The 17,593-nt window shown below is 67.8% G+C and carries 18 protein-coding genes; 10 read left to right on the top strand and 8 right to left on the bottom strand.

Annotated elements, in window-relative coordinates:
• The first annotated feature begins 386 nt into the window (after positions 1-386).
• Complete coding sequence (locus AC1ROD_RS16400; RefSeq protein ID WP_492949336.1) at positions 387-3,227, top strand: TonB-dependent receptor; 2,841 nt, start codon at positions 387-389, stop codon at positions 3,225-3,227.
• 92 nt (positions 3,228-3,319) lie between these two features.
• Here AC1ROD_RS16400 and AC1ROD_RS16405 read toward each other — a convergent pair whose 3' ends face one another.
• The 3 genes from AC1ROD_RS16405 to AC1ROD_RS16415 form a co-directional block, all read right to left on the bottom strand.
• A complete protein-coding gene (locus AC1ROD_RS16405) occupies positions 3,320-3,625 on the bottom strand; it encodes a hypothetical protein (protein ID WP_492949337.1) in 306 nt (101 codons plus the stop codon).
• A 60-nt stretch (positions 3,626-3,685) separates the two neighbouring features.
• Complete coding sequence (locus AC1ROD_RS16410; RefSeq protein WP_492949338.1) at positions 3,686-4,153, bottom strand: hypothetical protein; 468 nt, start codon at positions 4,151-4,153, stop codon at positions 3,686-3,688.
• Positions 4,154-4,293: 140 nt separating this feature from the next.
• Positions 4,294-5,691 carry a DUF1254 domain-containing protein gene (locus AC1ROD_RS16415; RefSeq protein ID WP_492949339.1) on the bottom strand — a complete coding sequence of 466 codons (1,398 nt, stop codon included), beginning with the start codon at positions 5,689-5,691 and terminating at the stop codon, positions 4,294-4,296.
• A 139-nt stretch (positions 5,692-5,830) separates the two neighbouring features.
• Between AC1ROD_RS16415 and lspA the strand changes: the two genes are divergently transcribed.
• Complete coding sequence (gene lspA / locus AC1ROD_RS16420) at positions 5,831-6,319, top strand: signal peptidase II (RefSeq protein ID WP_492949340.1); 489 nt, start codon at positions 5,831-5,833, stop codon at positions 6,317-6,319.
• A 60-nt stretch (positions 6,320-6,379) separates the two neighbouring features.
• Positions 6,380-6,580: a hypothetical protein gene (locus tag AC1ROD_RS16425; protein WP_492949341.1), complete on the top strand. Its 201-nt coding sequence runs from the start codon at positions 6,380-6,382 to the stop codon at positions 6,578-6,580.
• Positions 6,581-6,583: 3 nt separating this feature from the next.
• Here the strand turns inward: AC1ROD_RS16425 and AC1ROD_RS16430 are convergent, their stop codons facing one another.
• Positions 6,584-6,904, bottom strand: coding sequence for an energy transducer TonB (locus tag AC1ROD_RS16430; protein ID WP_492949342.1), 321 nt, complete (start codon positions 6,902-6,904; stop codon positions 6,584-6,586).
• Positions 6,905-6,967: 63 nt separating this feature from the next.
• Positions 6,968-7,819, bottom strand: coding sequence for a LysR family transcriptional regulator (locus AC1ROD_RS16435; protein ID WP_492949343.1), 852 nt, complete (start codon positions 7,817-7,819; stop codon positions 6,968-6,970).
• A gap of 119 nt (positions 7,820-7,938) precedes the next feature.
• Here AC1ROD_RS16435 and AC1ROD_RS16440 point away from each other — a divergent pair, with 119 nt between their 5' ends.
• The 7 genes from AC1ROD_RS16440 (at position 7,939) to AC1ROD_RS16470 (ending at position 13,988) form a co-directional block, all read left to right on the top strand.
• Positions 7,939-9,102, top strand: coding sequence for an isovaleryl-CoA dehydrogenase (locus AC1ROD_RS16440; protein WP_492949344.1), 1,164 nt, complete (start codon positions 7,939-7,941; stop codon positions 9,100-9,102).
• On the top strand, positions 9,102-9,479 hold the full coding sequence (locus tag AC1ROD_RS16445) for a hypothetical protein (protein WP_492949345.1): 378 nt from the start codon (positions 9,102-9,104) through the stop codon (positions 9,477-9,479). Before AC1ROD_RS16440 ends, AC1ROD_RS16445 begins: the two co-directional genes overlap by 1 nt.
• Complete coding sequence (locus AC1ROD_RS16450; protein ID WP_492949346.1) at positions 9,480-11,087, top strand: carboxyl transferase domain-containing protein; 1,608 nt, start codon at positions 9,480-9,482, stop codon at positions 11,085-11,087.
• An 80-nt stretch (positions 11,088-11,167) separates the two neighbouring features.
• Positions 11,168-11,554: a hypothetical protein gene (locus tag AC1ROD_RS16455; protein WP_492949347.1), complete on the top strand. Its 387-nt coding sequence runs from the start codon at positions 11,168-11,170 to the stop codon at positions 11,552-11,554.
• 6 nt (positions 11,555-11,560) lie between these two features.
• Positions 11,561-13,564 (top strand): acetyl/propionyl/methylcrotonyl-CoA carboxylase subunit alpha, encoded by a 2,004-nt coding sequence (locus AC1ROD_RS16460; RefSeq protein ID WP_492949348.1) that lies wholly within the window; start codon positions 11,561-11,563, stop codon positions 13,562-13,564.
• Positions 13,565-13,635: 71 nt separating this feature from the next.
• Entirely contained in the window at positions 13,636-13,827 is a 192-nt protein-coding gene (locus tag AC1ROD_RS16465) for a hypothetical protein (RefSeq protein WP_492949349.1), read from the top strand.
• Complete coding sequence (locus tag AC1ROD_RS16470; protein ID WP_492949350.1) at positions 13,827-13,988, top strand: hypothetical protein; 162 nt, start codon at positions 13,827-13,829, stop codon at positions 13,986-13,988. Before AC1ROD_RS16465 ends, AC1ROD_RS16470 begins: the two co-directional genes overlap by 1 nt.
• A gap of 1 nt (position 13,989) precedes the next feature.
• On the opposite strand, the gene AC1ROD_RS16475 is transcribed toward AC1ROD_RS16470, so the two are convergent.
• From AC1ROD_RS16475 to AC1ROD_RS16485, 3 genes are all read right to left on the bottom strand, one after another.
• Positions 13,990-14,985, bottom strand: coding sequence for an NAD-dependent epimerase/dehydratase family protein (locus tag AC1ROD_RS16475; protein ID WP_492949351.1), 996 nt, complete (start codon positions 14,983-14,985; stop codon positions 13,990-13,992).
• Between the two features lie 9 nt (positions 14,986-14,994).
• Positions 14,995-16,122 (bottom strand): cell wall hydrolase, encoded by a 1,128-nt coding sequence (locus tag AC1ROD_RS16480; protein ID WP_492949352.1) that lies wholly within the window; start codon positions 16,120-16,122, stop codon positions 14,995-14,997.
• 217 nt (positions 16,123-16,339) lie between these two features.
• On the bottom strand, positions 16,340-17,305 hold the full coding sequence (locus AC1ROD_RS16485; protein WP_492949353.1) for a transglutaminase-like cysteine peptidase: 966 nt from the start codon (positions 17,303-17,305) through the stop codon (positions 16,340-16,342).
• Positions 17,306-17,593 lie beyond the last annotated feature (288 nt).

A 17,593-nucleotide genomic window follows, 5' to 3' on the forward strand; every position in this document is an offset into this window, starting at 1 on the left:
TGTTTCGCTTCCCAACCGGCGCCTCTGACGGGCGTCTGGCCTGACCGGACGATAGGAGGGGCGGGGGCGGGGGTCCAAGCCAAACCGACTATTGACCGATACAGAACCGGTATCGATCAGGGCGATCGGTCGCAGGGTCGCTATCGATCCGCGAAACCCGCCGAAACACTACCGACGAAAGATCGATGACAGGATGTCGCGCTCAGGCCGGGCATCGGTTCAAGTCCTGCATCGGTCCATGCCCGATTGGGATTGGCCTCGAATAACGGGGCGATCCTATGGTCCCCTCGAAGCCAACCGGTGTTCGCACCCTGGCAGACAACCGGCGCCACAGCGTCAGCCAAGAAGATCCGGGACACCCGGACAAATGGGGAAGGAAGACGACGATGCGTTCCTCGCATGGATTCCAATTCGCACTTCGCAGCGGCGTCTCGGCGCTGGTCCTGACGCTGGCGGTCGCCGGCGCGGCCTCCGCACAGACGGCGCCCGCCGCCGAGCCGCAAACTGACGACGGCGCCACCACGGTCGACGAGATCGTGGTCACCGGCTTCCGCGCCAGCCTTCAGAGCGCCGTCAGCGCCAAGCGTCGCGAGACCGGCATCGTCGACGTCATCAAGGCCGAGGACATCGCCGACTTTCCCGACCTGAACCTGGCGGAATCGCTGCAGCGCGTGCCGGGCGTGACCATCAGCCGCGCCAACGGCGAAGGCCGTCAGATTTCGGTGCGCGGCCTGGGCTCGGACTATACCCGCGTCCGCGTCAACGGCATGGAAGCCATCGCCACCACGGGCGGCACGGTCAACTCGGGCGGCACCAACCGTGGCCGCGGCTTCGACTTCAACATGTTCGCGTCCGAGCTGTTCAACAGTCTGACGGTGCGCAAGTCCGCCTCGGCCGACGTCGAGGAAGGGTCGCTGGGCGCCACCGTCGACCTGCAGACCGCCCGCCCGTTCGACTACACCAAGCCGACCCTCGTGATGGGCGTCCAGGGCAGCTACAACGACCTGGCGCGCGACGTGAAGCCGCGCTTCACCCTGCTGGCCTCCAACACCTGGATGGACGGCAAGTTCGGGGCCCTGTTCTCGGCCGCCTATGAAGAGCGCCACATCCTCGAAGAGGGCGCCAACATCACCCGCTGGAGCGCCGCGGGCGCCAACGGCGGCTTCAACAGCGCCTCGACCCTGGCGGGCTACAGCTTCACCACCGACCCGGGCCAGCTCCGGGACAGCAACCCCTCGACCGCCCTGTTCCACCCGCGCCTGCCGTCCTACGTCTCCTATGACCACAACACCGAACGCCTGGGTCTGACCGGTTCGCTGCAATGGCGGCCGGACGACCAGTCGACGGTCACCCTGGACATCCTCTATTCGGACGTGAAGTCGACGCGTGACGAGGCCCAGCTGCAGGCCATTGGCCTGAGCCGTTCGGGCACCGGCAAGCCGCAGACCATCATCCGCTCGGGCATCGTCGAGGGCCGCAACATCGTCCAGGCCAATCTGGACGCGGTCGATGTGCGGACCCAGTCGGCTCATGACGAGCTGGAGACCAAGTTCCAGCAATACACCCTGACCGCCAACCGCGACTGGAGCGACCGTTTCCGCACCGGTTTCATCGGCGGCTATTCGAAGTCGTTCTTCGACAATCCGGTTTCGACCATCGTCACCTTCGACCGGGCCAACACCAACGGCTTCTCCTACGACTTCCGTAACCGGATGCCGGAGATCAATTTCGGCTTCGACACCACCAATCCGGCCAACTGGTCCATGACCAACGGCACCTCGGAAGTGCGGATCCGGCCGAACTCGGTCGAGAACACCTTCACGACCGCCAAGGTCTTTGGCGAGTACGACCTGAACGACAACATCACGCTTAAGGCCGGGATCGACTACCGCAAGTTCGGCTTCCACTCCGAGGGCCTGTACCGGACGACGGAGACCGTGGTTCAGACCCTGACCCCCGCCGAGCTGGCCGCGGTGTCGCGCGTCTTCTCGGGCTTCGGCCGCAACGCCGACCTGCCGGCGGGCGCCCCGACCAGCTGGCTGGCGCCGGACCTCGAGAAGTTCATCGCCACCTACAACATCTATTCCAACACCGGCATCTACGCCCTGACGGGGGTCAACAACTCCTCGGCGCGCGGCCAGTTCATCAATGTCGAGGAAGCCGACACCGGCGCCTATGTCCAGGCCGACTACCGCTTCACCGCCTTCGGCCTGCCGTGGCGCGGGGATGCGGGCCTGCGTTACGTCTCCACCGATCAATGGTCGCAGGGCTATGAGACGACCTCGGCGGGCTCCAGCCTGGTCGACGCCGAACGCACCTATGACATGTGGCTGCCGTCGATGAACCTGGCGGTCGATCTGACCGACACGATGGTGGCGCGCTTCTCGGCCGCCCGCACTGTGGCCCGGCCCTCGATCGCCAGCCTGACCCCCGGCGGCGACGTCGGCATCCAGGGCTCGAACTACACCTATTCGACGGGCAACCCGGACGTGAGGCCGACCGAGTCGGACAACATCGACCTGTCGCTGGAATACTACCCGGACCGCGACAGCCTGTTTGCGGTGGGCGTCTTCTACAAGAAGCTGAACACCTTCGTTCAGACCCTGGCCCAGGATGTGCCGTTCAACCAGCTCGGCCTGCCGGACTCCCTGCTGATCGGCGCCCAGCCGGGCGGCGGCAACCTGCCCAACACCACCCCGTTCCGCACGTCCCGCCCGATCAACACCGAGGGCGGCGACCTGAAGGGCATCGAAATCAACGCCCAGAAGCGTCTCGACTTCCTGCCGGGCTGGCTCGAGAATTTCGGGGTCCAGGCCAACTACACCTTCGTCGACTCGGACATCACCTACATCACGGCGCTTGACCCGGCGACCGGCGCGATCGCGTCGTCGGTGAACAACACCCTGACGGGCCTGTCCAAGAACGCGGCCAACTTCACCCTGTACTACGAGACCGACAAGTTCTCGATCCGGGGATCGGTGGCCTATCGCTCGGGCTATCTGACCGCGGTTCCGTCCTCGGACGGCAACTCGGTCGCCGGCACCAACGAGACCCTGAACTTCGACGCCCAGGCCTCGTACAACATCACGCCGCAGCTCAAGGTCAGCATCGAAGGCATCAACCTGACCGACGAGTTCAACGACCAGTACGTCGACGCCGACAACCGCCTGAACGTCTACTCCCACACGGGCCGGCAGTTCTTCGCGGGGCTGCGCTACACCTTCTAGGCCTTTGGCCGACCCTTCTGACGCGGGTTCTCCTCCCGACCGTTAGGCCCTGCGCCGGATCCATTCCCCCCTGGATCCGGCGCTTTTTTTGCTCAGTCGGCGAGACTGAGTGCGTCGGCGACGGTGGTCAGAAACGCGTGGTGACGGGCGTTGGCGGTGGCCGTGTCGATGGATCCCATCATCCCGCGCGAACGGGGGCGGCGCGCCTCGTCCCGCAGCCGCGCCACCAGGGCCTCGAGATGGCCGTCGCCCTTGCGGGCGTCCATGACTCCGGCGTGAACCCGGGCCTCCTTCATCCGCCGCGTGACGATGGTCGGGTCCAGCGAGGTGAGTTCGGCACGGGCGGCGAAACGGGCGAAATCGCCCGCGTAGAGCCGCACATAGCTCTCTTCGATCATAAGGTTCGGTCCTGTTCGCTGGGAGGGCCGGCGGAAGGCGCCGCCGGTCGCCCGGCCGATCTAGAGCGGCTGGAGGTTGCTGTAGGTCCGGTTCTGGACGCAGACGCCTTCGAGGGTCAGACCGCCGTCGACCCGACCGGCGCGGGGCCAGGTCATGGTCAGGCTCAGGGTCTTGCCCTCGGTATCCAGGACCATGTCGCCCTGTGTCTTCTGCGGGCCGAGGCCGTTGGTCGCGACATGAACGGTTCCGTCCGCGGCGACGGTCGAGGGGAATTGTCCCGGCAGGATCAGATATGTGCTGTCGAGGATGGGCACGCTGCCGATGAAGGCCATCGACAGGGTTTCGGTGTTCCAGATCAGGCCGAAGTGAAACGGCTGAACCCTCGGGCCGCCGGGGTGGGGCGCCTGGACATAGGTTCCCTGGCAGTCGTAGCGGTCCATATTGGCGGGCAGGCCCTCGGCGGCGGCCCGGGTGGCGGCCATGAGGCAGAGCAGGCCGGTCGCGGCGGCCATAGCGTGACGGATCATTGGGGTCCTGTCGCGGCTGGATCGCGCCAGACCGCACACCGTCGAGGGTGGGGTGAATTACCGCCGGCGATCTCCAACGCCTCATCGCCCCATGGGTTCCGTCGTGAGTGAAAGAAATTCAGGGCGATCGACCGGGGGCCTCAGCCGATCCGCTCCACCGCGGGCGGCCGCCAGCTCTCGTCGAGGATGGCCGTGTCGCCCCAATAGGCCCGGATATAGAGGGAGAAGGCGCCGTCGGGGGCGGGGAGCCAGTTGCTCTCGCGCTCCGGCCCCGGCGAGGCTGCGCCGACGTAGAGCGTCAGGGAGCCGTCGGCGTTGCGTTTCAGCGTCTTGTTCTTCGTGCCCAGGGAATAGCGGGCCAGCGGGTTGGGGTGGAAGAAGTGATGCTGGTTGTAGAGCGTCAGCGACCAGAAGCCCTTGACCGGCGGCTCCTGCCCGGCGGCGAAGGTCACCGCATAGCTGCGCGCGCCGGTCAGCGACCCGCCGCCGCTGTCGAAGTCGGTATAGAAATACTGGGTCTCCTCGGGCCGGTTGTCGAACATGTTCGAGCGCGCCGTGCCGGTGCGGTTGAAATAGTCGATCCCCCACTGGGCGTTGTTGGTCGAGCGGTTCCAGCCGTTGCCGGCGGGATGGCCGTTATGCCGCCATTCGAGGAACCGCTTGATGGTGGTCGCCTCGGCCTCGCGCGCGGACTCGACCATGGCCGTCTTCAGCTTCTCGTCGCGTTCGGCGACGGCGAGGATCAGGCGGAACTGGGCGTAGAGCGACTCCTCGCCGGGCAGGGGCGGAATGCGGTCCAGCAGGTCCGGCAGCCGGTCGAAAAAGGTGTCCGGGGCGACCCACTGCGTCTCGCCGCCGCCGTCCGGAACGGGGGCGGGAAAGGCCGGCGACCGGCTCCAGTCGACGATCTTCATCGTGCCGTCGAACTCGCTGAGCGGATAGGCGGAGATCTGGTTGATGAGCGGCTGGATCGCGGCGCGGTCCTCGGCGGTGTCGTCCATGAAGGCGCGGGGCACCGCATTGGCCATCTCGGTCGGCGAGCGGAAGACACCGGTGATCCCGGCGGGAATCTCGCCTTCCCAGTTGGGACCGATCAGGGCGTAGAAGCCCGGCTTCGACCCATAGGCCTTGCCCAGCCGGCCGAACTGTTCGGTGCGGCCGTCATAGAGGGCGTAGACCCAGAAGCGGTCGCCGAAGTCCGGCACCTGGAGCACCACCGGGGTCTCGTCCACCGAGAAGAAGCCGGCGCCGTAGACGACGTCCTGGTTGGGGCAGGCGATGACCGTCTGGTTCGGGGTCACATAGTCGTTGAGCATCGACAGCCGGCCGAGCGGGGCGCAGGGCACGGCGCCGTTCAGCCGGCCGGGCTCCGGGACCAGGGCGAGGGATGCACGGCGGTTGTCCATATTGGCCAGGGGCCAGCCCCAGACATAGGCGAAGGAGGCCAGGGTCCGGGCATATTCGGGGTGCATGACCACGCTGTGCGCGGGCTGGGTGATCGCGGCAGTCGGGGTGGAAGCGGTGTCGGTGGAAGCCATCTGCGTCTCCTCAGGCCCCGACCATGCCTCGGCGACCGGGGCGACCCCATCGGGCGAACTCCGTAGACGGGGCTCGGGAGAAGCGCTGGCCGTGGCGGGCGAAATCGGCATGATGGCGCGCCGAACCCGTAGGACGCCGATGACCCGGAACATGTGGATTTGCCTGGGCGTGGCCCTGGCCGTGCTGGCGGTCGATCAGGGCGCCAAGGCCTGGGTGCTGGAGGGGTTGAGGCTGCAGGAGGGCCAGTCGCACCGGCTGTCCTCGATCTTCGCCGTGACCCTGGTCAGAAACTACAGCATGAGCTTCGGCCTGATCGGGGCCGGGGCGGTGGCGAGGGGTTTCCTGCTGGTCTTTCCGGTGGTGGTGGTCGCGATCCTCGCGGGCTGGGCGCGCAATTCGACCTCGACCCTGCTGTCGGTGGCCATCGGCTTCGTCATCGGCGGGGCGGTGGGCAATGCGATCGACCGGTTCCGCTTCGGCTGGGTGGTCGACTTCCTCGACTTTTCGCGGCTGGGCTTCCCCTGGGTCGGAAATCCGGCCGACTGGGCCATCGGGATCGGGGTCGTGCTGCTGGCGTGGCATTTCATCACGACGCCGGAGACCAGGGGCGAGGCCGGGAAGGCCTGACGTTCCATCTCTGGAACAGCGGCTGGCGCGGATCGGGCGCATAACCTGAGGATGAGTGACTTGCCGAAAGAGGTCCGCGCGATACCCGCGCTGGCCGACGACCACGCCGACCTGTTTCTGGACACCGTCCGCGCCGCCATGGAACGGAGGCGCTGGGAGCTGGGCGCCGATACGCTCGAAGACCTCGACGACGACCAGCTGGCCGAGGTGATCGAGGGGGCGGTCGAGGAAGCCGGCGAGGCGTTGGGCCGGGCGGCCTAGCCCTCAGGGCACGAACTGGATGGTCTTGGCGAACTGGATGTCGCGGGGACCCGGGGCGACGTGTTCGCCGCGCATCAGGGCGACGGCGGCCTCGCCGAAGCCGAGGCCCGGGTGGGTCTCACCGAGCACATGACAGCCTTCGACATTGCCATTGGCGCGGGCGGTGCATTCCAGGGTGACGGCGACGGCGGTCAGGACGGGGCCGTTGGCGGCATGGGCTTCGGTCTCGCGCATCTGGACGGCCGGCTGCACGGGCTTGAGGGCGACCTCGACCTTGGGGGCGGTGTCGGACAGCAGGGCGGCGGCGAAGATGAGGGCGAGCATTGGAAGGAAATCCCGGTTCTGCCAAATCAATGACCGGGGCGCGTTTCCGTTCCGTTCGAGGTCTTAACGGGCGGCGGAGGCCTTCAGACTGTCGCCGAAGAGACGCAGGGTCTCGGCCCCGGCCAGACGGGCGCGGCTGTCGGGTTCGATCATCAGGCCGATGCGGCGGGTGAGGCCCCAGCCGGTCAGGCCGGCGACGGCGACCCCTTCGCCAGCAAAGCCGCGCGGCAGGACGGTGACGCCGAGGCCCGCGCGGACATAGGCCAGGGCCCGGTCGTCGTGGGTGGTTCGGGCGGCCATGAAGGGGCGCACGCCCCGGGCGGTGAAGTAGCGGCTGGTCTCGGCCAGGGCCTCGCAGTGGCGGCGCACGATCATGGTCTCGGCCGCGACCTCCTCGGGCGAGACCTTGGCGCGGTGGGCGAGGGGGTGGTTCAGCGGCATGGCCAGGCCGTAGTCCTCGGTGAACAGCGGGTCCCTGGCGGCGGCGTCGACCACGCCGATGGCCGCATCGACGCGGCCCCGACCGAGCAGGGCGGGGAGGTCGGACTGACGCCCCTCGACGATCTCCAGCCGTTCGGAGGGGGCGTGGTCGCGGACGGCGGCCAACGCTCGTTCGACCCAGGAGGAGGGAAGGGTGGACAGAAGGCCGAGCCGGATGAGTTTGCGCGGCGCCTCGGCGGGGGCGGCGGTTTCGGCCTCGAGGAAGGCGGCCTCGATGCGCCGGGCCTGGGCCGAGAGGCGGACGCCGGCGGCGGTCAGTTCGACCCGGCGGCTGTTGCGGATGAACAGGGTCTCGCCCAGGGTCCGCTCCAGCCGGGCCACACCGATGGAAAGCGTGGGCTGGGAGACGCGGCAGTGGGCGGCGGCCCGGGAGAAGTTCCCACGGTCCACAACGGCAAGAAAATATCGCAGCAAGGTCCGGTCGAGCATAGCGACAGACTATACTGAAGCCTCGCCCAATTGAAATTTCCCCGACGTCATGGACGCGCTAGGGTGGCGGTCAGACTCCCGTCAGAGGACCGAGGAAACTTCGCATGAGCATTCCCTTCGCCCCCCAGTCCATGGAGTTCGGCCTCGGCGAGAACGCCGACGCGATCCGCGAGACGACCGCCCGCTGGGCCGCCGACAAGCTGGCGCCGCGCGCCGCCGAGATCGACGAGACCAACAAATTCGCCCGCGACCTGTGGCCCGAGATGGGCGAGCTGGGCCTGCACGGCATCACGGTCGAGGAAGAGTACGGCGGCCTCGGCATGGGCTACCTCGAGCATGTGGTGGCGATGGAAGAGGTGTCACGCGCCTCGGCCTCGATCGGCCTGAGCTACGGGGCCCACTCCAACCTGTGCGTCAACCAGATCAGGCGCTGGGGTACGGCCGAGCAGAAGGCGAAATATCTGCCGAAGCTGATCTCGGGCGAGCATCTGGGTTCGCTGGCCATGTCGGAGGCGGGCTCGGGCTCGGACGTCATGTCGATGCGCACCCGGGCGGAAGGCAAGGGCGACCGCTACGTCCTGAACGGCACCAAATTCTGGATCACCAACTCCCCGACCGCCGACACCCTGGTGGTCTATGCCCGCACCGGCGACGGCAACGGCGGGGTCACCGCCTTCCTGATCGAGAAGGGGATGAAGGGGTTCAGCGTCTCCAAGAAGCTGGACAAGATGGGCATGCGCGGCTCGGACACGGCGGAGCTGGTGTTCGAGGACTGCGAGGTTCCGGCCGAGAACGTCATGGGCGGCGAGGGGCGCGGCGCGGCGGTGCTGATGTCGGGTCTCGATTATGAGCGCACCGTCCTGTCGGGCGGGCCGCTGGGCATCATGCAGGCCGCGCTGGACGTGGTCCTGCCCTACGTCCGCGACCGCAAGCAGTTCGGCAAGCCGATCGGTTCGTTCCAGCTGATGCAGGCCAAGGTGGCGGACATGTACGTCGCCCTGAACTCGGCCCGGGCCTATGTCTATGCCGTGGCGCGAGCCTGCGACGCGGGCAAGACCACCCGCTATGACGCGGCGGGCGCGATCCTGCTGGCCTCGGAGAACGCGGTGAAGGTGTCGCTGGAGGCGGTGCAGGCCCTGGGCGGCGCGGGCTATACGAAGGAGTGGCCGGTCGAGCGGCTGGTCCGCGACGCCAAACTCTATGACATCGGCGCGGGGACGAACGAGATCCGGCGCTTCCTGATCGGCCGCGAACTGCTGGGGAGCTGATGCCGCTCGTCGCCATGATCCTTGCGCTGATGGCCATGGCCATGGTGGCCGTGTCGATGCTGATCGCGCGCGCCGCCTGGCCGAAGTTCAAGGCGCTGGAGCGGCGCGGCGACCTTCGCAAGCCGGTGCCCGTCCAGATGATGGGGGCCGGGTCCAACAGCTCGCGGGGCTTCGGCCTGTTCTGGCTCACCGCCATTCCGGCGGATCGGCCGCAGTTGAGGCGTCTGGTGCTGGCCTATCGCGCCGCCCAGATCATCGCTCTTCTGCTGGTGTTCGCATCCGCGGTCACGATCGGATCAATGGGCGGTGGGTCAACCGCTCCCCTACATCGGCCCGGCACGCCTCCGCCCGTCACCCTGTCTGTACAGGATCACTGAATGCCCCGTCTGACTTCCTCCATCGACACCCACGGGGCGGCGTTCAAGGCGCTGGATGCCCATAACCGGGCCCTGGCCGACGCGCTGCGGGCGAAGGTCGCCAAGGCGGCGCTGGGCGGCTCGGAAGCGTCGCGTGAGCGGCATGTGGCGCGGGGCAAGCTGTTGCCGAGGGACCGGGTCGAGCGGCTGCTGGATCCCGGCTCGCCATTCCTTGAGGTGGGGCAGCTGGCCGCCAACGGCATGTATGGCGACGCCAAGGATCCGGACGGCGCGCCGGGCGCGGGGATGATCTGCGGCGTGGGCCGGGTGTCGGGCCGGGAGGTGATGATCGTCGCCAACGACCCGACGGTGAAGGGCGGCGCCTACTTCCCCCTGACGGTGAAGAAGCATCTGCGGGCGCAGGAGATCGCCGAGCAGAACAACCTGCCGTGCGTCTATCTGGTCGACAGCGGCGGGGCCAACCTGCCGCACCAGGCCGAGGTGTTTCCCGACCGCGAGCATTTCGGACGCATCTTCTTCAACCAGGCCCGGATGTCAGCGCGGAACATCCCGCAGATCGCCTGCGTCATGGGCAGCTGCACCGCCGGCGGCGCCTATGTGCCCGCCATGTCGGACGAGACGGTGATCGTGCGCAATCAGGGCACCATCTTCCTGGCCGGCCCGCCGCTGGTGAAGGCCGCGACGGGGGAGGTCATCTCCGCCGAGGAACTGGGCGGGGCCGAGACCCATGGGCGCAAGTCGGGCGTCGTCGACTATGTCGCCGAGAACGATGAGCACGCGCTGGAGATCGTGCGCGACATCGTCGGCCATCTTAACAGCGTCAAAAAGGTCGAGATCGACGTGCGCGAGCCCAGGGCCCCGACGCTCGATCCGGAGGAACTTTACGGCATCATCCCCGAGGACGTCCGCGCCCCCTATGACGTGCGCGAGGTCATCGCCCGGATGGTGGACGGGTCGGAGTTCGAGGAGTTCAAGCCGCTGTACGGATCGAGCCTGGTCTGCGGCTTCGCCCGCATCTGGGGCTATCCGGTCGCCATCCTGGGCAACAACGGAGTGCTGTTCAGCGAAAGCGCGCAGAAGGGGGCGCACTTCATCGAACTGGCCTGCAAGCGCAAGATTCCGCTGGTGTTTCTGCAGAACATCTCGGGCTTCATGGTCGGCGGCAAATACGAGGCCGAGGGCATCGCCAAGCACGGCGCGAAGATGGTCACGGCGGTCGCCAGCGCCGAGGTTCCGAAGTTCACCATCCTGATCGGCGGCAGCTTCGGCGCCGGCAACTACGGCATGTGCGGCCGGGCCTATTCGCCGCGCTTCCTGTTCACCTGGCCCAACAGCCGGATCAGCGTCATGGGCGGGGAGCAGGCGGCGTCCGTTCTGGCCACCGTGCACCGCGACGCCGACAGCTGGACCCCCGATCAGGCCGAGGCCTTCAAGGCGCCGGTGCGCCAGAAATACGAGGACGAGGGCAATCCCTACTACGCCACCGCCCGCCTCTGGGACGACGGGATCATCGATCCGGTCCAGACCCGCGACGTGCTGGGCCTCGCCATTTCCGCGTCTCTGAACGCGCCGGTGCTGGACACGACGTTCGGAGTGTTCAGGATGTAGGTCCGCGGCGAACCGGCCGACGGACAAGAACCAAAAAATTGGGAAACATCAGGATGCGGATGACGATGGGCGGAGTCGCCTTGGCTGGAATCAGCCTGGCGCTTTCGGGGGCGCTTTCGGGTTGCGGGGCGAAGGTCGAGAGCCTGCCTGCGCAGTTTCAGGGGCAGTGGGACCAGACGGCGGCCCTGTGCAATGACGCCGACGGGGTGTCGCGGCTGACAGTCTCGGCGAACGGACTGGGCTTCTACGAGGGGCAGGGCGCTTTGTCGGGCCCCGTGACGACTTTGGGCGAGCGGGCCAGCGGGACCTTCGACATGACCGGCGCCGACTTCAACTATGAGGGCGTTCGCCCCCGGGACACGCGCCAGTCCGGCGAACTGGTCCTGACCGATCACGGAGCGGGTCTGATCCTGACGCTTCAGGGCCACCGCCAGAACTATGTGCGCTGCACAGGAAATCGAGCCTAGGTACTCATGTTCAAATCCGTCCTGGTCGCCAATCGCGGCGAGATCGCCTGTCGGGTGTTCCGCACCGCCAAACGCATGGGAATCAAGGCCCTGGCCGTCTATTCCGAGGCGGACGCGAAGGCCCTGCACGTGCGCGAGGCCGATGAGGCGATGCTGATCGGGCCGGCGGCGGCGCGCGAGAGCTATCTGGATCAGGCCAGGGTGCTGGCGGCGGCGAAGGCCATGGGGGCGGAGGCCATCCACCCCGGCTACGGCTTCCTGTCGGAGAACGCCGAGTTCGCCGAGGCCGTGGTCGCGGCGGGGATGATCTGGATCGGCGCCCCGCCGGCCTCGATCCGGGCCATGGGGCTGAAGGATGCGGCCAAGAAGCTGATGGTCGAGGCCGGGGTGCCGGTCACGCCCGGCTATATGGGCGAGGACCAGGCGCCCGAGCGGCTGAAATCGGAAGCGGACGCCATTGGATACCCGGTCCTGATCAAGGCTGTGGCGGGCGGCGGCGGCAAGGGGATGCGACGCGTCGACGAGGCGGGGGCGTTTCTGGATGCACTGGCGTCCTGTCAGCGGGAGGCGGCGTCGAGCTTCGGCGACGACCGGGTGCTGATCGAGAAATACATCCTGAGCCCACGCCATATCGAGGTTCAGGTGTTCGGCGACCAGCATGGGCAGGTCGTCCACCTGTACGAACGCGACTGCTCCCTGCAGCGGCGGCACCAGAAGGTCATCGAGGAGGCGCCGGCCCCCGGCATGGACGCGGCGACGCGGGCGGCGGTGACGGAGGCGGCGGTCAAGGCGGCCAGGGCCGTGAACTATGTCGGCGCCGGGACCATCGAGTTCATCGCCGACGCCTCGGACGGCCTCAAGGCCGACCGCATCTGGTTCATGGAAATGAACACCCGGCTGCAGGTCGAACATCCGGTGACCGAGAGCATCACCGGCGTCGATCTGGTCGAATGGCAGTTCCGCGCGGCGGCGGGGGAGGCGGTTCCGCTGAAACAGGCCGACATCCCGATGAAGGGCTGGGCCATGGAGGCGCGTCTCTATGCCGAGGATCCGGCGAACGGATTTTTGCCGTCGATCGGCAAGCTGGAGCATTTCGTCCTGCCCGACGACATTCGCGTCGATACCGGCGTCTATGAAGGCGGCGAGGTCAGCCAGTTCTACGACCCGATGATCGCCAAGCTGATCGTGCATGCAGAGACGCGGGAAGAGGTGGCGGCGGCGCTGGCCGAGGCCTGCGGGAGCGTCGAGGTCTGGCCCGTGAGGACCAACGCCGGCTTCCTGAAGCGGTGCCTGGAACATCCGCGCTTTGTCGCCGGTGATGTGGATACGGGGTTCATCGGCGCAGAGCATGACGCCCTGGTCGGTGGTCCGGACACGGATGTGGCCGTTCTGGGCGCGACCGTCCTGATCGACGGCCTCGCACGCGACGCCGACCTGTGGACGGGCATAGAGGCCCTCGGTCCCTGGTCGCCGACGCCACGGTCGCTCTACGGCTTCCGGCTGAATGCGCCGCAGGGCGCGCGCCTTCGCGGCTTTGCCGATGGGGTTCAGGCGGACTTGGCCCTCAAGAGCCGGCCGGACTGGTCATGGGATGTCGCATCCGGCGAGACCGCATCACAGGTCCGGGTTCGCTGGTCGCAGAAGCACGACAAGCGGGGCGTCTATCTGGATGATCGCCGGGTGGCGGGCTTCCAGACCTTCGGCGACGAGGCGGTGGTGTTCCGGCAGGGCGTAGCCTCGTCCGTTTCGCTTTGGCCGCCCCGTGGGGCTGCGTCGGGCTCGGCCTCCGACGGCGCCCTGCGCGCCCCCATGCCGGGCAAGATCGTCGCGGCGCCGGTCAAGGCCGGGGATGCGGTGGTGAAGGGCCAGCCGGTCGTGGTGTTGGAGGCCATGAAGATGGAGCACGCCCTGACCGCGCCCTTCGACGGCGTCGTCGGCGAGATCGGCGTCGCGGTCGGCGATCAGGTGGCGGCGGATGCGGTGCTGGCGGTGGTGAAGGCCGAGAGCTGAGTCTCGTTCGCGTGGCAGGGGATTTGCTCGCCTGAAGACCGAAGTCCCATGCCGGGACATCGGGAACAGAGATGCAAAACGCGGAATTTGCGATCCAGTTGACGGGCGGCCCATCGAACGACTGGCTGTGGTCGGTGCTGGACGAGAACGGCGCCACCGTTTCGAAGGGCGCCGCCGGCCTCCAGGAACAGGCGCGGCGCGAGGCCGAGATCGTGGCCGGCTCGCTGAGCGTCTTCCGGCGCGTGACCAAGGGCGGCTGGTGATGCGTATCCGACCGAAAGCCTTCGCAGGTCAGGTGATCGCCGACCTTCTGCTGCTCGGCATGCTGACCGTGGTCACCGGTCTGATCGGGGTCCGCAGCGTGGTGCGTGGCGCCCGGGCCGCCGGCATCCTGCCGCCCAAGCCCAACAGCGTGGTGTGCTGACCTAGGTCGCGTTGCGGCCGTTCCAGACGCGCCACCACTCGACAAAGCGCGGCAGGCCATCGGCCAGCAGAACCTTGGGCTGATATCCCGTCAGGGCGTGGAGCTTGGAGACGTCGGCATAAGTGGCGGTGACGTCGCCGGGCTGCATCGGGCGCATGATCTTGATCGCCTCGCGGCCCAGCGCCTTCTCCAGCGTCTCGATCATCTGCATCAGGCCGACCGGCTTGGAATCCCCGATATTGTAGACCTCGTGCCCACCTGACGGCGGCGGGTTGTCGAGCACGCCCAGAATGCCGTCGACGATGTCGTCGATATAGGTGAAGTCCCGCGCCATCTGGCCCTCGCCGTAGACCTCGATCGGCTCACCGCGCATTATCTTCTCGGTGAAACCGAAATAGGCCATGTCCGGCCGACCCATCGGCCCATAGACGGTGAAGAAGCGCAGCCCCGACTGCGGGAAGCCGTAGAGCGTCGCATAGCTCTGGCTCAGCAGTTCGCACGACCGTTTGGTGGCGGCGTAGAGCGAGACCGGCGAGACCGTCGGATCGTCCTCCCTGAACCCCGCGCCGTCCAGCGGCCGGTCGCCGTAGACCGAGCTGGAGGAGGCGTAGACCAGATGATCGACGCCCGCGTGGCGGCAGGCCTCCAGCAGGGACAGGTGGCCCTTCAGATTGGAATGCTCATAGGCGAAGGGGTGTTCGATCGAGTAGCGGACCCCGGCCTGGGCGGCCAGATGGACGACCCGCTTCGCGCCGCTGTCGGCGACCAGGGCGCGCATGGCGGCCTCGTCGGCGATGTCGGCCCGCTCCATGCGGAAGGCGGGGAAGGCGGCCAGACGCTCGGCCCGCGCCTCCTTCAGCGCGGGGTCGTAGTAGGCGTTGAAGACATCCACCCCGATGACCGTCTCGCCGCGCTGGAGCAGGCGTTCGGCGACGTGCATGCCGACGAAACCGGCGGCGCCGGTGACGATGATCGGGCTCTTCGACTCTGTGCTCATGCGTCCCTTTTACCAGCCGCTGGGCACGGGAATACGGCCGCGGCGCTGGCGTTGCTCGGTGGGCGGAGCCAGGGGGTTGGTCGTGGTCGGCGCGGGCGCCGGCGGCGGCGCGGCCTGGGGCGGCGGCGGAGCCTGGGTCTCCGGCTCGGGCAGGGGGGCGTGCTGGATCGGGGCGACGACCAGGGGCGTGGTGTCGACCTCGATCTGCGGTTCCGGGACCAGATTGGGATCGACCGGGGCGTCGAGCACCTCCAGCGGCGTCGCCAGCAGGGCCATCTTGGCGATGACCGGCTCTTCCCCCGTGTGCTGGCGGGTGAAGGAGAAGCGCTGACCCCAGGCGCCGGTCCAGCGGTAGAAGATGTGGACCCCGATCTTGCGCAGCTTGACCAGCCGCTCGGCCCAGTAGGGCGAGACGTAGTCGGCGTGATAATGGGTGGCCATGCCGACGTCGGCGGCGACCGAGCCGTTCAGGGCGGCGGTGGCCACGGCCTTGGCGCGGGCCCAGCCCTCGGCCGACGGCGGACGGTTCATCGCCCCGTCGCAGGTGAAGCTGAACTGGCAGCCGGTCGAACGTTCCTGGCCCTGGAAGACCACGCCGCAGACGGTGTTGGGATAGGCCGGGTGGCGCATCCGGTTCAGGACCACCTGGGCGACGGCGGCCTGGCCCTGGGGCGTCTCGTTCGCGGCCTCGTAGTAGATGGCGGCGGTCATGCAATCGACGGCGCGCGAGTACTGGACGATGTCCGTCGGCGACATGATGAAGGGCTTGGCCGCCTGCAGGGGCAGGTCCGAGAAGGGAATGGAGTCGTTGAAGATCTGGGCTGCCGCGGCGTCGAGCTGACGCACGGCGTCGGGGGCCAGGGTGAACTCATCCGGAGTCAGCGGGCCGGACAGGGGCGCGCGGGTGTTGTGGACGGCAGGGCCGGCGCCGAGGCGCGATTCCTGCTGAATCTGGGCCAGGCGCTGGGTCAGGACCAGGGCCGACGCGGCGACGACGATCAGCAGGCAGCCGAGCCCGGCCAGCAGGCTGGGGCCCAGATCCTGGTAGCGCAGCCCGGAGAGGCGGTTCAGGAACGCCGCCAGCGGCCGGGGCAGGCGCGCGAACGGTTCATCCGGGAGGTTGGTGTCCAGTGACATGGAGTTCCGAATAAGCTGCCGATGGGGGACCGTGCGAGGTTCGATTAGAACCGTCGTGCGACGAGGCCAACCTCATTCGCAATAGCAGAGCAGTATTCGTGCCAGGATAGGGACGAATCCCGAGGGGCGGAAGGCTCCGCAATGCGACCGCGGCAGTCGTAGAAACGCCCGGCCACAGGCGTGACCGGGCGTTGGATCTTGCAGCAAGCGCCGTGGATCAGGCCGCGACGTTGACCCATTCGAACACGCTGCCCGGGGCCTGGCGTTCGCGCCAGGTGTAGTCGGTGCGGTCCCAGCGCGAAATCCAGGCGGACAGGTTGTCCAGCACGACTTCGCCCGTATCGCCCGCGACCAGCAGGACGGCGTGGCTTTCGCCCCAGCGTGTCTCGACGATGGCGATGGACAGGGCCGCGGCGGGCACGCCGGCGGCGATCAGTTCCTCGCGCTTGGTCAGGACGTAGTCCTCGCAGTCGCCGCGCGGGCTGCTGCCGGACGGCGCCTGCCAATAATCGAGCTGGCCGTAGTTGCGCAGGTCCGAGAGGTTGCGGATGCGGCGGTTGACCGACCGGTTGACGCGGTTGAGCAGGGCCCAGTTGTCGCCGTCCAGAGCCAGGGTGACAGCGCCGTCAGCGGCGGCTTGCGAAGCCTGTTGTTGACCGCGCGGAGCCGTCAGATCGTCCGCCGAGGCCGCGCCGGCGGCGTTCGGCATCGGAACCAGGGGCGAGGTCTGGATACGCGGGGCCGGGACGCCGAGGCGGGCGAAGGTGCGGGCCATCGGGTTCGTCTCCGAGGCGGAGGCGGCCTGATACGCGATGCCGCCGGCCGAGGCGTCTACGGCCTGGGAGCCGAAGTCAGAGGCGGACAGGGCGCCGTCAGCGTTCCGAACGGGGCGGGGCGCTTCGACGGGGCGAGGGGCGGCGCTACGCGGAGCGGCGGGGAAGACCCGGCTCCAGTCGTAGCTCCCGCGACCGGCGGCCGGCGCCGAGACGGGCATGGCGCGGCCGGCGGACGGCGCCGCGGCGTTGTTGCGGGCGAAGGCCTGTTGCCAGAACAGGCTGGCGGCCATGCGCGACACGGCGGCCGGATCCCGCGCATCGGCGGCCGACCGCTCGCACTGCGTCGGCGTCCGGCGACAGAAGTCGAGGAAGCCGGCCGGCGCGGGCGCCGCGACGCCGAGAGGCATGGCGACTCGTGTGGCTTGACCAGCTTCGCCGGCCAGAGCGTTGGAAGCCCCCAAGGCTCCCGCAGCAAAAATCATCAGTGCCGCGCTTCTGCGCAGACGGTAGCGAGACATAGGTGTTCTCCGATCCCCACGGAGACAATGCCATCAGAAGTAAAAGATGAGTTTTACGAACGTTGTTGCTGGTTAATGTACCGGGTTGGTTGATCGTGAAGTAAGGTTAATTCGCGTACACCATGGAGTTGTTCTGAAATGGCACAGGTGGATATTACTTTAGTCAGGGAGGGGCGG

The organism is Brevundimonas sp. GW821-FHT12E07, from assembly GCF_058807035.1.

What these genes read in the sequence shown, in the direction of transcription:
- AC1ROD_RS16475 (WP_492949351.1), bottom strand. Translation starts at nt 14,985, where the DNA reads ATGAGCACAGAGTCGAAGAGCCCGATCATCGTCACCGGCGCCGCCGGT.
- AC1ROD_RS16470 (WP_492949350.1), top strand. Translation starts at nt 13,827, where the DNA reads ATGCGTATCCGACCGAAAGCCTTCGCAGGTCAGGTGATCGCCGACCTT.
- AC1ROD_RS16405 (WP_492949337.1), bottom strand. Translation starts at nt 3,625, where the DNA reads ATGATCGAAGAGAGCTATGTGCGGCTCTACGCGGGCGATTTCGCCCGT.
- AC1ROD_RS16460 (WP_492949348.1), top strand. Translation starts at nt 11,561, where the DNA reads ATGTTCAAATCCGTCCTGGTCGCCAATCGCGGCGAGATCGCCTGTCGG.
- AC1ROD_RS16400 (WP_492949336.1), top strand. Translation starts at nt 387, where the DNA reads ATGCGTTCCTCGCATGGATTCCAATTCGCACTTCGCAGCGGCGTCTCG.
- AC1ROD_RS16480 (WP_492949352.1), bottom strand. Translation starts at nt 16,122, where the DNA reads ATGTCACTGGACACCAACCTCCCGGATGAACCGTTCGCGCGCCTGCCC.
- AC1ROD_RS16465 (WP_492949349.1), top strand. Translation starts at nt 13,636, where the DNA reads ATGCAAAACGCGGAATTTGCGATCCAGTTGACGGGCGGCCCATCGAAC.
- AC1ROD_RS16410 (WP_492949338.1), bottom strand. Translation starts at nt 4,153, where the DNA reads ATGATCCGTCACGCTATGGCCGCCGCGACCGGCCTGCTCTGCCTCATG.
- AC1ROD_RS16440 (WP_492949344.1), top strand. Translation starts at nt 7,939, where the DNA reads ATGAGCATTCCCTTCGCCCCCCAGTCCATGGAGTTCGGCCTCGGCGAG.
- lspA (WP_492949340.1), top strand. Translation starts at nt 5,831, where the DNA reads ATGACCCGGAACATGTGGATTTGCCTGGGCGTGGCCCTGGCCGTGCTG.
- AC1ROD_RS16450 (WP_492949346.1), top strand. Translation starts at nt 9,480, where the DNA reads ATGCCCCGTCTGACTTCCTCCATCGACACCCACGGGGCGGCGTTCAAG.
- AC1ROD_RS16415 (WP_492949339.1), bottom strand. Translation starts at nt 5,691, where the DNA reads ATGGCTTCCACCGACACCGCTTCCACCCCGACTGCCGCGATCACCCAG.
- AC1ROD_RS16485 (WP_492949353.1), bottom strand. Translation starts at nt 17,305, where the DNA reads ATGCCTCTCGGCGTCGCGGCGCCCGCGCCGGCCGGCTTCCTCGACTTC.
- AC1ROD_RS16445 (WP_492949345.1), top strand. Translation starts at nt 9,102, where the DNA reads ATGCCGCTCGTCGCCATGATCCTTGCGCTGATGGCCATGGCCATGGTG.
- AC1ROD_RS16430 (WP_492949342.1), bottom strand. Translation starts at nt 6,904, where the DNA reads ATGCTCGCCCTCATCTTCGCCGCCGCCCTGCTGTCCGACACCGCCCCC.